13 protein-coding genes, 2 tRNA genes and 1 pseudogene are annotated in these 12,875 nt (G+C 74.4%); 12 read left to right on the top strand and 4 right to left on the bottom strand.

Going from position 1 to position 12,875, the window contains the following annotated elements:
* Positions 1-291 precede the first annotated feature (291 nt).
* From OO52_RS14660 to OO52_RS14640, 6 genes and pseudogenes are all read left to right on the top strand, one after another.
* On the top strand, positions 292-1,257 hold the full coding sequence (locus OO52_RS14660; RefSeq protein WP_030650964.1) for a hypothetical protein: 966 nt from the start codon (positions 292-294) through the stop codon (positions 1,255-1,257).
* A 17-nt stretch (positions 1,258-1,274) separates the two neighbouring features.
* The gene (locus OO52_RS14655) at positions 1,275-1,697 is read left to right on the top strand and encodes a GntR family transcriptional regulator (protein WP_051818743.1); all 423 of its coding nucleotides are present in this window, start codon (positions 1,275-1,277) and stop codon (positions 1,695-1,697) included.
* 37 nt (positions 1,698-1,734) lie between these two features.
* A pseudogene (locus OO52_RS52640) lies at positions 1,735-1,997 on the top strand (GntR family transcriptional regulator); the annotation flags it as partial.
* A 156-nt stretch (positions 1,998-2,153) separates the two neighbouring features.
* Positions 2,154-2,933 carry an HAD-IIA family hydrolase gene (locus OO52_RS14650; RefSeq protein ID WP_030650961.1) on the top strand — a complete coding sequence of 260 codons (780 nt, stop codon included), beginning with the start codon at positions 2,154-2,156 and terminating at the stop codon, positions 2,931-2,933.
* A gap of 102 nt (positions 2,934-3,035) precedes the next feature.
* Entirely contained in the window at positions 3,036-3,605 is a 570-nt protein-coding gene (locus OO52_RS14645; protein WP_030650959.1) for a membrane protein, read from the top strand.
* An 8-nt stretch (positions 3,606-3,613) separates the two neighbouring features.
* Positions 3,614-4,279, top strand: a complete 666-nt coding sequence (locus tag OO52_RS14640; protein WP_030650956.1) for a class F sortase — start codon at positions 3,614-3,616, stop codon at positions 4,277-4,279.
* A gap of 497 nt (positions 4,280-4,776) precedes the next feature.
* On the opposite strand, the gene OO52_RS14635 is transcribed toward OO52_RS14640, so the two are convergent.
* Together OO52_RS14635 and OO52_RS14630 are read right to left on the bottom strand one after the other, a co-directional pair.
* On the bottom strand, positions 4,777-5,466 hold the full coding sequence (locus OO52_RS14635) for a FadR/GntR family transcriptional regulator (protein WP_030650952.1): 690 nt from the start codon (positions 5,464-5,466) through the stop codon (positions 4,777-4,779).
* 118 nt (positions 5,467-5,584) lie between these two features.
* A tRNA-Lys gene (locus OO52_RS14630) sits at positions 5,585-5,658 on the bottom strand.
* A 186-nt stretch (positions 5,659-5,844) separates the two neighbouring features.
* On the opposite strand from OO52_RS14630, the gene OO52_RS14625 reads away from it, so the two are divergent.
* The 6 genes from OO52_RS14625 to OO52_RS14600 all read left to right on the top strand — a co-directional run bounded on the left by OO52_RS14625 (position 5,845) and on the right by OO52_RS14600 (position 11,882).
* The gene (locus OO52_RS14625; protein ID WP_030650949.1) at positions 5,845-7,131 is read left to right on the top strand and encodes a peptidoglycan-binding protein; all 1,287 of its coding nucleotides are present in this window, start codon (positions 5,845-5,847) and stop codon (positions 7,129-7,131) included.
* Positions 7,132-7,202: 71 nt separating this feature from the next.
* The gene (locus OO52_RS14620) at positions 7,203-8,339 is read left to right on the top strand and encodes an SPFH domain-containing protein (RefSeq protein ID WP_030650946.1); all 1,137 of its coding nucleotides are present in this window, start codon (positions 7,203-7,205) and stop codon (positions 8,337-8,339) included.
* Positions 8,340-8,486: 147 nt separating this feature from the next.
* Entirely contained in the window at positions 8,487-9,092 is a 606-nt protein-coding gene (locus OO52_RS14615) for a lytic polysaccharide monooxygenase auxiliary activity family 9 protein (protein ID WP_030650943.1), read from the top strand.
* A 92-nt stretch (positions 9,093-9,184) separates the two neighbouring features.
* Positions 9,185-9,616: a DUF3592 domain-containing protein gene (locus OO52_RS14610; protein WP_030650940.1), complete on the top strand. Its 432-nt coding sequence runs from the start codon at positions 9,185-9,187 to the stop codon at positions 9,614-9,616.
* A 96-nt stretch (positions 9,617-9,712) separates the two neighbouring features.
* Positions 9,713-10,177, top strand: a complete 465-nt coding sequence (locus OO52_RS14605) for a DUF3592 domain-containing protein (protein WP_030650937.1) — start codon at positions 9,713-9,715, stop codon at positions 10,175-10,177.
* Between the two features lie 40 nt (positions 10,178-10,217).
* The gene (locus OO52_RS14600; protein ID WP_051818741.1) at positions 10,218-11,882 is read left to right on the top strand and encodes an AMP-binding protein; all 1,665 of its coding nucleotides are present in this window, start codon (positions 10,218-10,220) and stop codon (positions 11,880-11,882) included.
* Between the two features lie 56 nt (positions 11,883-11,938).
* Here the strand turns inward: OO52_RS14600 and OO52_RS14595 are convergent.
* Positions 11,939-12,012: transfer RNA gene (locus OO52_RS14595), tRNA-Lys, on the bottom strand.
* Between the two features lie 96 nt (positions 12,013-12,108).
* Positions 12,109-12,861 (bottom strand): IclR family transcriptional regulator, encoded by a 753-nt coding sequence (locus OO52_RS14590; RefSeq protein WP_030650932.1) that lies wholly within the window; start codon positions 12,859-12,861, stop codon positions 12,109-12,111.
* Positions 12,862-12,875: the final 14 nt, after the last annotated feature.

Here is a 12,875-nt window from a genome sequence, read left to right as displayed (position 1 = left end):
GCTCCGCCCGGCCCCGTGCCGGTCGCTTCCTTCGCCCTGTGCCAGCGCTTCGCTCGTCCTGCACCGGTGCTCTGCTCAGCCTTCCGCCGGACGCCCCGCTCAGCCCCGTGCCGCCCCCCCGCTCAGCCCTGGCGTTCCGCTCGCACCGGACCGCCGGTCAGCGCCTCCACCGGAGCCGATCCCGGTGGGGACTGGGGCTGTCCGGGGCGGCCCCGCTGCGCTGACCGAGCGGACTTCGTCGCCGCCACCGGAGTGGCGCGGGCGGTCCCCCGCCCCACCCGGCATGGTCATGTGTTCATGCGACTGTGTACGTCCCTGTCCCTCTGCCTCACCGCAGCCGCCGCCGTCGTCGTCCCCGCCGTCGTCCCCGCGTCGGCGCATGCCGCGTCCGCCGAAACGACCCCCTCGTGCGTCGCCGCCGACGCGCGGTCCTTCCCGCTGGCCACCCGGATCCGGGGCGGCCCCACGTCCTACGAGGCCGGCGGCGGATACGGAACCTGGTACATCGACCTCACCAACACCACCGGCCGGACCTGCGCCGACATCCACCCGGTCGTGGTCCTCGTCGACGACAAGCGCGCCCTGCGGCCGGGGCAGCCCCAGCTCGACTTCTACGACGGCCCCCGGGCCCGGCCGGTGACCTTCGAGAGCACCGACGAGCAGGAGCTGGTCGGGGTGCTGGACGGCGCCGGCTTCGCCGGGTTCACCGTGCCGCCCGGCCGGACCGTCAGCGTCCGGGTCCGGCTCGCGCTCACCTCCGACACCGAATCCGACCAGGTCACCGCCAACGCGGCCGTCGTGCAGCGGCGCGGCCAGGACGGCGACTGGGTCGGACAGTCCAACGCCTACCGCTTCGGGATCGGCGAGGAAGTGGAGGACGTCCCGGAGGGTTCCCTGGAGGACGCCCAGGAGGCCGCGCAGGAGGGCTCCGCGGAGCCGTCGGAGGGGGTGCGGGCGACCGCGGACGCGCAGGCGACCGCGGACCCGCAGGCGACCGCGGACGCGCAGGCGGCCGAGGGCCTGCCGGCCGCCCCGTCCGGCGGCAGCACACCGTCCGCTGCCTCGCCGACGTCCGGCGCTTCGGGTACCGACGCCCCGGGCGCCTCGCTGCCCCTCGCCCAGGACGAGGCGGCCGGAGAGCGGGCGCGCGAGCTGGCCCGCACCGGCCCGGGACTCGCCTACGGCCTGCTCACGGCCGTCGCCGCACTGGTCGCCGTGGGCACCACCGCGCACCTGGTGGTCCGCGGCCGCCGCTGACCCGGGCCACCGCCGCGTTGCTGGAGGAACTGCGGGAGGGGGGCGTCCTCCCCACCGAGCGGGATCTCGCCGAGCGGTACGACATGGCGCGCGAGACCGTACGGCAGGCCGTGCGGGAGCTGGCGCTGGAGGGGCGGGCGGCTGCGGCATCGGGGCCGGGGGGGCCTTGCCATGTCGCCGGGCCCGAACTGGCCCAGCGCTGTTCCCCGCCGGCCACACCGGGGCGGGCGTCGGCAGGGGCGCACGCCCGGCCGTACCCGCGTCACCCTCGACCGGTTCCCCTGCCCGGACACCCTCCCGGCCGAGACCGGGCGGCCGGAGAGCGGGCGCGCGAGCTGGCCCGCACCGGCCCGGGACTCGCCCACGGCCTGCTCACGGCCGTCGCCGCGCTGGTCGCCGTGGGTACCACCGCGCACCTGGTGGCCCGCGGCCGCCGCTGACCCGGGCCACCGCCGCGTTGCTGGAGGAACTGCGGGAGGGCGGCGTCCTCCCCCCGGGGGGCCTTGCCTTGCCGCCGGGCCCGAACTGGCCCAGCGCTGTCCCTCGCCGGCCAAATCGAGGGCGGGCGTCGGCAGGGGCGCACGCCCGGCCGTACCCGCGTCACCCTCGACCGGTTCCCCTGCCGGACGCCCCGCCGAGACCGGGCGCCCCGGGGCGAGCCGGTCTGGCACCTGGAGCGCGTGCCGCTCGCCGACGACGAGCGGGTCGGCCTGGAGAGCACGTACGTCGCCGCCGCGCGGCGCGGCCCGGAAGCCCGTCACCGCTAGCTGACCAGTGGGTACACGGTGATCGACGGGGTCAGGATCGGCCGGTCCTGACTAGGCTGGGGGCCGTCGGTACGCCGTGGTTCCGGCGCCCCCGTTTCTCGACCGTACGTACGCCAGGAGACGCACAGCATGGCAGACCGCAAGCCCATAGAGTCATGGCTCACCGACATGGACGGCGTCCTGATCCACGAGGGTGTCCCGATCCCCGGGGCCGACGCCTTCCTGAAGAAGCTGCGCGAGTCCGGCCGGCCCTTCCTGGTGCTCACCAACAACTCCATCTACACCGCCCGTGACCTGCACGCCCGGCTGCGCCGGATGGGTCTGGACGTCCCGGTGGAGAACATCTGGACGTCGGCCCTCGCCACCGCCCAGTTCCTGAACGACCAGCGGCCCGCCGGCAGCGCCTACGTCATCGGCGAGGCCGGTCTCACCACCGCGCTGCACGACATCGGCTACATCCTCACCGACCACGACCCCGACTTCGTGATCCTCGGCGAGACCCGCACCTACTCCTTCGAGGCCCTGACCAAGGCCGTCCGACTGATCAACGACGGCGCCCGGTTCATCGCCACCAACCCCGACAACGTCGGCCCGTCCACCCAAGGCGACCTGCCCGCCACCGGCTCGGTCGCCGCCCTGATCACCGCCGCGACCGGCAAGAAGCCGTACTTCGTCGGCAAGCCCAACCCGCTGATGATGCGGGCCGGGCTGAACGCGATCGGCGCCCACTCCGAGACCTCGGCGATGATCGGCGACCGCATGGACACCGACGTGCTCGCCGGCCTGGAGGCCGGGATGCGGACGTTCCTGGTGCTCAGCGGCGTGACCCAGCCGACCGACGTGGACCGCTACCCGTTCCGCCCGTCGGAGGTGGTCGACTCCATCGCGGACCTGGTCGACCTGGTCTGAGCCCGGCCGGAACCGGCCTCACCCGTTCGGAGCAATCCGGTGCCTCCCGGGGATGCGGGGGCGCCCTGGGCGGGGGAGCCTCCTGATAACTGGAGGTTCACGATGGGCTCACTACGCCTCACGCTCTGTACGGCAATCCCCGCGGTCGCCCTCGCCGCCGTCGCCGCGGTCGCCCCGTCTGCCCAGGCGGCGGACGGCGGCGCGGTCACCGTGACCCCGGCGAGCCCGGCGCCGGGCGACGACGTCACCCTGCGGGTCGGCGGCTGCTCCGGTGAGCAGGGCACCGCCGCCTCGTCCGCCTTCGTCGCCGACGCCCGGCTGACCGGCGCCCAGGGCAGCCTGAGCGGCGAGACCCGGGTCCGGTCCGCCCTGGAGCCGGGCACCTACCCGGTGAAGGTCACCTGCGCAGGCACCGTGCTCACCGGCATGATCACGGTCGCGCGCCCGGGCGCCGCCGCCGGCCGGCCGGAAGAGCCCATCCGGCTGCCCGCCCAGTCCCCCTCGCCGATCGCCCCGGTCCCCGCGGGCGGCGGCGGAACCGCCCACTTCGCCACGGTGGCCACCAGTGGCTCCGGCCCCGACGCCGTCCAGGCGGCCACCGGTCTGGCGCTCGCCGGGACCGCCGCGGTCGCCGTCGGGCTGCGCGCCCGCCGGAGCCGCGCCCCCCGCTGAGCGCCGACATGTCCGACGACCACGGGCGCACCACCGGTACCGGCCGGTTCGTCACCGGCCTGGCCTGGACGCTGCTGCTGTTCGGGCTGTGGCTATGGGGGCGCGCGGTGACCGACGTCCCGTGGGGCACGGACGGCCTCACCACGGGTGACGTCCTCGGCCGCGCCGCCGGCCCCGCCCGGCTGCCGCGCGCGGCGAGGCCCCTGACCGGCGCGGTGCCCCAGCGCGTCGACATCCCCCGCCTGGGCGTCCAGGCACCGGTGGTGGCCCGCGGTCTGGACGCGCGGGGCGCGGTCGACCCGCCGCCCTACGACCAGCCGGGCGTGGTCGGCTGGTACGGCGCCGGCCCTGAGCCCGGTGCCGCCGGAGCGGCCCTGCTGGTCGGGCACGTCGACACCGAGACCCGGCCCGCCGTCTTCTACCGGCTCAGCGCCGCCAAGCCCGGCGAGCGGGTCCGGGTGTTCCGCGCGGACGGGAAGGTCGCCGAGTTCACCGTCGACGACGTCCGCGTGCTGCCCCGGGACGACTTCGACGCCCGGCAGGCCTACGGCCCTCGCAAGCCGGGCCGCGCGGAACTCCGCCTGATCACCTGCGGCGGTTCCTTCGACCGAGCCAGCCGCAGCTACACGGCGAACGTGGTGGTCTCGGCGTACCTCACCGGCACGACCGGCTGAGCGTCCGAACGGCGGCTCCGGGCGGGGCGGATCCCGTCGGGAGGGCTGGTGGGGCGTCCGGGATGGTGGTTCCCGGTGGGGCGAATGCCGGCGGGTGGGCCGTTGGGCTTCCGGATCCGTGGTCCCCGGTGGGGCGCATCCTGTCGGGTGGGCTGGTTAGAGCGTCCGGAGCGGTGGCTACCGGTGGGGCCGTCGGGTGGGTCGGTTGGGCGCCCGGGATGGTGGTTCCCGGTGGGGCGAACGCTGCCGGGCGGGCCGTTGGGCTTCCGGATCCGTGGTCCCCGGTGGGGCGCATCCTGTCGGGTGGGCTGGTTAGAGCGTCCGGAGCGGTGGCTACCGGTGGGGCGGGCCCTGCGGGGTGGGCCGGTGCGCTTCCGCGATGGTGGTCACCGGCGGGGCGGATCCCATCGGAACTGGCGGATCACCTCGGAACCGGCGGATCCCACCGAAACCGGCGGATCCCACCGGGACGGCCGGTCGAGAGTCGGGGGCGGTGGTCACCGGTGGGGCGCGGCCAGTGGGGTCAGCCGGCTGCGGATGTTGCCGAAGTGGTCCCTTATGGCCCGCTCCGCCCGCAGGGAGTCGCCGGACCGCACGGCGTCCAGGATCTCCCGGTGCTGCCGGCAGGTGACCCGTGGATCCTGCGGCACGTCCACCAGGTCCCGATGCACCCGGTGGAAGGCGTCCCAGAACGCCTCCAGCACCTCGCCGAGCAGCACGTTGTCCAGTCCCCGGTAGAGGGTGGCGTGAAAGGCGCGGTCGGTCTCGCCGAGCCCGGTCCCCTCGGCGGCCTCCCGTTCCATGCGCTCCACGAGCGCCTCCAGCTCGACGAGGTCCGCCTCCGGCAGCCGCCCGGCCAGCCGGGACACCAGCCCGGTCTCGACGGCCTCGCGCAGCTCCAGCAGCTGGAGCAGGGAGTCCTCGCCGCGGTAGTGGCCGGCGACGGTACGGAAGGCGAGCCCCTCGATCATCGGCGCGAACGACATCGAGCCGACGTACGTGCCGAACCCGTGCCGGATCTCCACGATGCCCATCGCCTGGAGCGCCTTCAGGGCTTCCCGCACCGAGTTCCGGCTCGCCCCGAGGAGCCGCATCAGCTCGGGCTCGGTGGGCAGCGGGGCACCCGAGGGCAGCCGCTGGTCCACGATCAGCTTCTTGATCCGCTCCTGAAGGTCCCGGGCTGCCATGGCCAGAGGGTATCCGGCCATTCGGGCGGAGGGGATACGGCGGGAGCATGCGGCACAGTGCCCGCGGGCACAGGGCATGCGGAAGGCCCCCCGCTTTCGCGAGGGGCCTTCCGGTCGGTGCGCCGCCAGGGACTCGAACCCCGGACCCGCTGATTAAGAGTCAGCTGCTCTAACCAACTGAGCTAGCGGCGCCTGCTGACGGAGAAAACTCTACCCGACCTCCAGGGGTGCTCCCGACCACCGGGAGATGGCGCGGCAGCCGCAAGGGGAGCCGCGTACATCATTCGGACCGTCAAAATGCGCGCTTCGTACCCAGTTGGGAAACTGATCAACGTGCACACTCGCGGACAAACCACGCCCGAATGTGAGGCAGATCGCATGACCGCTCCGCTGTTCGAGGACATCGACCCCGCGAGCGACTGTGACTGTCCCGGCTGCGTCCACGGGCGCAGGCCGACCCCCCGCCTCCTGCCCACCCGCGGCCGTCCGACGGCCCGCGGCGTCGTCGTCGTGGCCGCCGCGTCCGCCGCGCTCGGCACGGTGGCGCCGGCCGCCGCCCTCACCCCCGGACACTCCCCGCACCGGCAGGCCCTGCCCGGCGACGGCGTACCCGACACCCCGCAGGGCGCCAGGGCCCCCCTGCACGGCCGGGCGGGCCAGCCCGCGGAGCCGGGCACCGTCCCGATCCCCGCCACCACCCGGACCCAGATCATCAACCGGGCCAAGATCTGGGTGGCCGCCAAGGTGCCGTACAGCATGTACGACTTCTGGTCCGACGGCTACCGGCAGGACTGCTCGGGCTATGTCTCCATGGCCTGGGGGCTGCCGAACAACGAGTGGACCGGCAGCCTCGGCCAGTTCGGCGTCAAGATCAAGAAGGAGGAGCTGCAACCCGGCGACATCCTGCTCTACCACAACCCCGACAACCCCGAGAAGGGCTCCCACGTCGTGATCTTCGGCGGCTGGACGGACCACACGCACACCTACTACACGGTCTACGAGCAGACGCCCCCGCGCACCCGCCGCCAGGCCACCCCCTACCCGTACTGGAGCAACGCCGGCAAGTACGTCCCCTACCGCTACAAGGGCGTGACCAAGGCCGGGGCCGCCGCCGAGCCGGCGGCCGGCGGGAAGGCGGTGGTGGCCTACCCGGGCGCGGCCTACTTCGGCCCCGGCGCCGACAACAAGTACGTCACCCTGCTCGGCCAGATGCTGATCGCCCGGGGCGGAGCCTCCTTCTACGCCACGGGCCCGGGGCCGGTCTGGGGCGCGGCGGACCTGCGGGCCACCCAGGCGTTCCAGCGGGCCCAGGGCTGGACCGGCGCGGACGCCGACGGGATCCCCGGCCGGCGCACCTGGGAGCTGCTGAGCACGGGCCGGGGCAGGGACATCGCGTCCCCGGCCGCCGGACCCGCCTCGCACGGGGTCCCCGGCTACCCGGGCCGGAACTACTTCCGGCCGGGCCAGAGCAACGACCACATCACCCGGCTCGGCGCCCAGCTGGTGAAGAAGGGGTTCGGCCGGTTCTACGCCCTCGGTCCGGGTCCGCACTGGGGCGAGGCGGACCGGCGCGCCGTCGAGGCCTTCCAGCGCGCCCAGGGCTGGCGGGGCGGCGCGGCGGACGGCTACCCCGGGCCGGAGACCTGGCGCCGTCTGTTCGCCTGACCGGCCCGGCACCCGACCCCCACCCCAACCCCCCTGTTCATGACGCGTCTGGCGCGGAGGCTGGAGCACGCATGAGTACGACCACATCCCACACGCCGCCCGAGTCCGAGGGGCAGTCGGAGGGCGCGGCCACCGGCCCCTGCATCCGGCCCGCCCGGCTGATCCAGAACGAGGCCACCACCGAGATCCCCGTCCACCTGCTCTTCCGGGACGATCCCGACCCGGTGAAGGTGCCGCTCCGGCCGGCCGTGGTGGCCCGCCGGCAGGGCACCGGCGAGCAGCCCCGCCTCCGGCGCCCGGCACCGGTGCGCAGACGGCCGCTGCCGGAGGTCGACCCGGAGTTGGCGGAACGCCCGGCGCGGGTGCTGCCCGGGGCGGCCGGGGTGCTCGCCGGGGTCTGCGGGGTCACCGGCTGCCTGGCCACCACCTGGTGGGCGGGGTTGCTCCCGCCGCTCGCCGCGCAGGCGCTGGGCCTGCCGTCGGGCCCGGGCACCGGTCTCGGCCCCGCGCAGTGGGCCGCGTACGCCGGGGCCGGGATGCTCGGGGCGTTCGGCTTCGGCGGGCTGGCCCGGGGCCGGACCGGGCGGGCCTGGGTGCTGGGGCTGTTCGGGCGGTACCGGGGGACGGTCCGGCGCACCGGGCTGCTGTGGGTGAACCCGCTGCTGCCGCGCCGCCGGGTGGACGTGCGGCTGCGGCACTGGCGCAGCGCGGCGATGCCGGCCGCGGATCCCGACGGGCTGGCGCTGCGGGTGGTGGTGCTGGTGGTGTGGCGGGTGCGGGACACCGCGCGGGCCCTGCTCGGCATCGACGACCACGAGACGTATCTGCGGGAGTGCGTGGAGGCGGCGCTGGCCCGGGTGCCGGTGGAACCGGCGGGTGGGACGCGGGGCGGGGTGACGGCGGCCGGGGCGGCGCTGACCCGGCTGGTCGCGGCGGAGACCGCGCCGGTCGGCGTGGAGGTGTTCTCGGTGCGGCCGGTCCGGGTGGAGTACGCCCCCGAGGTGGCCGGGGCGATGCACCGGCGCCGGATCGCCGCGCTGGACGCCCGGCAGCGGGCCAGCATGCTCAGCTCGGTGGTGGACTCGGTGGAGGACACGGTGACCCGGCTGACCATGCGCGGTCTGGTCGAACTGGACGACTACGAGCGCAAGGTGCTGGTCCGTGACCTGACGGTGGCGTTCTGCTCGGGGCGTGGGGAGCCGGTGTAGAGCGGGCGCGGCGAACCGGGGCGGAGCGGGCGCGCGGCCGGTCCGCGATTGGTATGGACATGTTCAACTGGCGGCAATAATCTGAGACTTGGTCTAGACCTAATCTGCACGGCTCACCGAACTCCCCACGTTCTCAGGAGCGGCAGCATGCGCACCAAGACCAAGTTGTCCGCGGTCGTGCTGGGCGCGGTGACCGCCGGAGCGTTCGCGCTCTCCACCGGCGGCGCCAGCGGGCACGGCTACACCGACCTCCCCATCAGCAGGCAGAAGCTCTGCCAGAACGGCACCGTGGCGAACTGCGGCCCGATCCAGTGGGAGCCGCAGAGCGTCGAGGGCCCCAAGGGCTTCCCGGCCGGCGGGCCCGCCGACGGTCAGCTCTGCAACGGAGGCCTGAGCCAGTTCGCCCAGCTCAGCGCACCCAAGACGCCGTCCGGAGCCGCCTGGCCCACGACCAGGGTGACGGGCGGACAGTCGTACACGTTCCGCTGGCAGTTCACCGCCATGCACGCCACGACGGACTTCAAGTACTACGTCACCAAGCCGGGCTGGAACCAGAACCACAACCTCTCCCGCTCGGACCTCAACCTCACCCCGTTCCTGACGGTGCCCTACAACGGCCAGCGCCCGCCGGCCACCCTCAGCCACAGCGGCACCCTGCCGAGCGGTCTGAGCGGACACCACGTCATCCTCGCGGTGTGGACGATCGCCGACACGGGCAACGCGTTCTACGCCTGCTCCGACGTCACCTTCTGATCACCCTTCGGGTAAGGTCCGCGTGCGCCGGGCCGGTGCTCCGGCACCGGCGCACGTGAGTCCGGGAACCGCACACGGGGGTGACAGGCGCCATGGACGCCTTGTTCCACATCAGCATGGCGGGGCTCCTCGCCGTCCTCGCCTGGGGCGCCGTGGCGATAGTGCTCCGCACACGGCAGCGGCTCGCGGCCTGGCAGAGCGGGTTCACCGCACCGGCCCGGGTGGTGCGCGCCTGGGCGATCGCCCAGGTCGTCGACAACGCCGCCCGGCGGGTGCAGTGGCACGAGTACGACTTCACCACCCAGGACGGCCGTGCCGTCCGCTTCAAGGAGAGCGGCGGCCCGGCCGGCCGCGGCGTGGGCGACCAGGTCCTCGTCCACTACGCCCCGGGGCGGCCCGAAAAGGCCACCGTCGCCGAGCCGCGGCCCGGCAGGAACCTGACGGTCGCCGTCGTCTGGGTGGCGGTGCTCGCGGGCTGCGCGGTCTTCGTCGTGCGCGAGTGGATCGCATTGTCCCAGTTCTGATACTGAGCTTCCCTTGAGGCGGTCCGCCCCGCGTGCCGGGTACGTTCCTCGCACGCCGGCCGAGCGGGGACGGCGTACCTGACCTCGGGGGATCTCATGGAGCTCTTCTTCTACGCCGTGCCCGGCCTCATGATCGCGGGGTTCGCCTACGCCGCGTACCTGCTCGTCCGCCGCGCCCGGCGGCTCCGCAGGACCTGGACGCACGGGCTGACCGCCGAGGCGCGCTGCCTGCGGATGTTCACGACGACCAGCGGGGGCGGCGGGGACACCTCCGTGAGCACGACCGTGCACCACGTCTACGAGTTCACCACCCGCGAGGGCCGCACCTTCCGCTTCGAGGAGGAGGGCGGCCCCGCGACCGTCCTGGAGGGCGACTTCGTGACCGTGCGCTATCTCCCGGAGCTTCCCCAGCGGGCCACCGCGCTGCCGCCGAGGCCCGGCAGGCTCGCCGTCGGCACCGGCGTCGGGCTGGTCCTCCTCGGCGTCGCCGGCTCCTTCTGCGTCGGCTTCATGGTCCTCGCCCACCTGATCTTCGCCGAGTCGGACGGCCTGCTGCCGTAGCCCTCCACTTCTGACGCTGTGTCAGTTACCGTGCCCGGCCATGGAGTCCACGACGGTCGCCGCGCTGGTCGCGGCGCGCTGGGGCGATCACCGGCCGGGGTTGTGGTGCGAGGAGCGGACGCTGACCCACCACGAGGTGGCCGCCGGTGCCGCCGCCCGGGCCGCGCTGCTGGCCGACCTGCTCCCGCCCGGCGCCGTACCGCACCTCGGGGTGCTGCTCGACAACACCGAGGAGTTCCCGCTCTGGCTCGGCGCCGCCGCCCTCGCCGGGGCGGCCGTCGCCGGGATCAACCCCACCCGGCGCGGACCCGAGCTGGCCCGGGACATCCGGCACACCGAGTGCGCGCTGCTGGTCACCGAGCGGGTCCACCTGCCGCTGCTCGCCGGGCTCGACCTGCCCGGCGTGCGGCTGCTCGTCACGGACACCCCGGAGTACGCCGCCCTCCTCGCGCCCTACGCCGGTGCCGTGCCCGACCCGTCCCGGGCGGCCCCCGCCGACCGGCTGCTGCTGTACTTCACCTCCGGCTCCACCGGTGCCCCCAAGGCCGCGCTCTGCTCCCAGGGGCGGCTGGCGGCGGCCGGGCAGGCCCTGGTCCGTCAGTTCGCCGTCCGCGCGGACGACGTGCACTACCTGTGCATGCCGATGTTCCACGGCAACGCGGTGATCGCGGACTGGGCGCCCGCGCTGGCCGCCGGCGCGGGGGTGGCGCTGCGCCGCCGCTTCTCGGCCTCGGGCTTCCTGCCCGACGTGCGCCGCTACCGCGCGACCTACTTCACCTACGTCGGCCGGGCCGTCCAGTACCTCCTCGCCACCGAGCCGTCCCCCGACGACCGCGACCACCGGCTGCGGCTCGGTTTCGGCACGGAGGCGGGCGCGGTGGACGCGGCGGCCTTCGAGCGGCGCTTCGGGGTGCGGCTGGTGGAGGGGTACGGATCCTCGGAGGGCGGGGCGGCGATCCGGTGGGCGCCGGGCACCCCGGCGGGTGCGGTGGGCCCGGCCGGGCCCGGACTGGTGGTGCTGGATCCGGCCACCGGGCGGGAGTGCCCGCCCGCCGTCTTCGACGGTGCCGGGCGGCTGCTGAACGGGGAGGAGGCGATCGGTGAGCTGGTCAACCGGGGCCCGAACCCCTTCGAGGGGTACTGGCGCAACCCGGCCGCCGAGGCCGAGCGGCGCCGGGAAGGGGCGTACTGGACGGGCGACCTCTTCTACCGGGACGCCGCCGGCCACCTGTACTTCGCCGGACGCGCCGACGACCGGATCCGCGTCGACGGGGAGAACCTGGCCGCCGCGATGATCGAGAACATCGTCGCCCGCTATCCGGGCGCGGAGGCCGTCGCCGTGTACGGCGTCCCGGACCCGGTCACCGGGGACCAGGTGATGGCGACCATCGCCGGGACCTTCGACCCGGCGGGGTTCGCCGCGTTCCTGCGGGCCCAGCCGGACCTCGGCACGAAGATGGCGCCCCGGTTCGTGCGGGTGGTGGAGCGGATGCCGGTGACGGCGACGAACAAGATCGAGCGGGCTCGGCTGCGCCGGGAGGGCTGCGTGTGCCCCGACCCGGTGTGGTGGCGCCCGCCGGGCGAGGAGTCCTACCGCCGGCTGACCGGGGAAGACGTCGAGGGGTCCCTCGCTTCCGCGAAGGGCCCGGCTTCAGGGGGTGTGGGTGGCGAAGCCCCCACCGCGCGCGGCGAAGCCGCGCAATAACAGAGATGGCGAGCCATGTCCGCGCTTTCCGCGGACGTGGCTCGCCATCGTCATCGTGCGCCGCCAGGGACTCGAACCCCGGACCCGCTGATTAAGAGTCAGCTGCTCTAACCAACTGAGCTAGCGGCGCATGACCCCCGCCTGCCTCGGGTTTTTCCTCCCGCGGCTGGCGACAAAGAAAATACTACCTGGTCCTCAGGGGTGCTGGTGACCACCCGCGGGCCCCTCAGATCGTCAGCGACAGGACCACCGGAGCCGCGTTCCGGTTCAGCGTCTCCGCCGCCCGCTTCAGCCGGTGCGCGTGCTCCAGCGGGAGCGAGACGGCCAGGCAGCCGACCGTGGAGCCCGCGGTGAGCGGTACGGCCGCGCAGACCGTGCCGACCGCGTACTCCTGGAGATCGAGCACCGGCACCGTCGGCGGCTGCGACTCCAGCCGGGACAGCAGCAGCTTGTCGCTGGTGATGGTGCGTGAGGTGAGGCGGGCCATCTTGTGCCGGGAGAGATGGTCCCGGCGGGCGTTGTGGTCGAGCTGGGTCAGCAGGCTCTTGCCGACGGCGGTGGCGTGGGCGGAGTAGCGGAAGTCCACCCACTCGTTGACCGCCGGGGCGGCCGGGCCGGCGGCGTACTGGGTGACCCGGACCTCGCCGTCGAGGTACCGGCTGAGGTAGACGGCCGCGCCGACCGAGTCGCGCAGCCGGTCCAGGGTGAGCTGGAGCTTCTCGCGCAGGGCCCGCTCCCGGTCGTGCGCCGAGGTGATCCGGCGCAGGGTGTCGCCGGTGACGTACGCCCCGTCGCCGATCTGCTCGACGTAGCCCTCGCGGCGCAGCATGCGCAGCAGTGCAATGAGCCGCTCGGCGCCGAGGCCGGTGCGGCGGGCCAGCTCGGTGTCGCTGGCACCGGCGGGGTGCCGGGCCACGGTCTCCAGCACGCGCAGGGCGTCCTGGGCGGAGTGATACGGGGCGGTCGGCTCGATCCTCATGTCGGTCCCCCTCG

Origin of the sequence: Streptomyces flaveolus, assembly GCF_000716535.1 — a bacterium.
Taxonomy (GTDB): Bacteria; Actinomycetota; Actinomycetes; order Streptomycetales; family Streptomycetaceae; genus Streptomyces; species Streptomyces flaveolus_A.
Note: the sequence above shows the minus strand (reverse complement) of the source record. Positions and strands in the feature narration are given on the sequence as shown.

Coding starts and splice junctions, on each gene's coding strand:
- OO52_RS14650 (WP_030650961.1), top strand. CDS start 2,154: ATGGCAGACCGCAAGCCCATAGAGTCATGGCTCACCGACATGGACGGC.
- OO52_RS14645 (WP_030650959.1), top strand. CDS start 3,036: ATGGGCTCACTACGCCTCACGCTCTGTACGGCAATCCCCGCGGTCGCC.
- OO52_RS14640 (WP_030650956.1), top strand. CDS start 3,614: ATGTCCGACGACCACGGGCGCACCACCGGTACCGGCCGGTTCGTCACC.
- OO52_RS14635 (WP_030650952.1), bottom strand. CDS start 5,466: ATGGCAGCCCGGGACCTTCAGGAGCGGATCAAGAAGCTGATCGTGGAC.
- OO52_RS14625 (WP_030650949.1), top strand. CDS start 5,845: ATGACCGCTCCGCTGTTCGAGGACATCGACCCCGCGAGCGACTGTGAC.
- OO52_RS14620 (WP_030650946.1), top strand. CDS start 7,203: ATGAGTACGACCACATCCCACACGCCGCCCGAGTCCGAGGGGCAGTCG.
- OO52_RS14615 (WP_030650943.1), top strand. CDS start 8,487: ATGCGCACCAAGACCAAGTTGTCCGCGGTCGTGCTGGGCGCGGTGACC.
- OO52_RS14610 (WP_030650940.1), top strand. CDS start 9,185: ATGGACGCCTTGTTCCACATCAGCATGGCGGGGCTCCTCGCCGTCCTC.
- OO52_RS14605 (WP_030650937.1), top strand. CDS start 9,713: ATGGAGCTCTTCTTCTACGCCGTGCCCGGCCTCATGATCGCGGGGTTC.
- OO52_RS14600 (WP_051818741.1), top strand. CDS start 10,218: ATGGAGTCCACGACGGTCGCCGCGCTGGTCGCGGCGCGCTGGGGCGAT.
- OO52_RS14590 (WP_030650932.1), bottom strand. CDS start 12,861: ATGAGGATCGAGCCGACCGCCCCGTATCACTCCGCCCAGGACGCCCTG.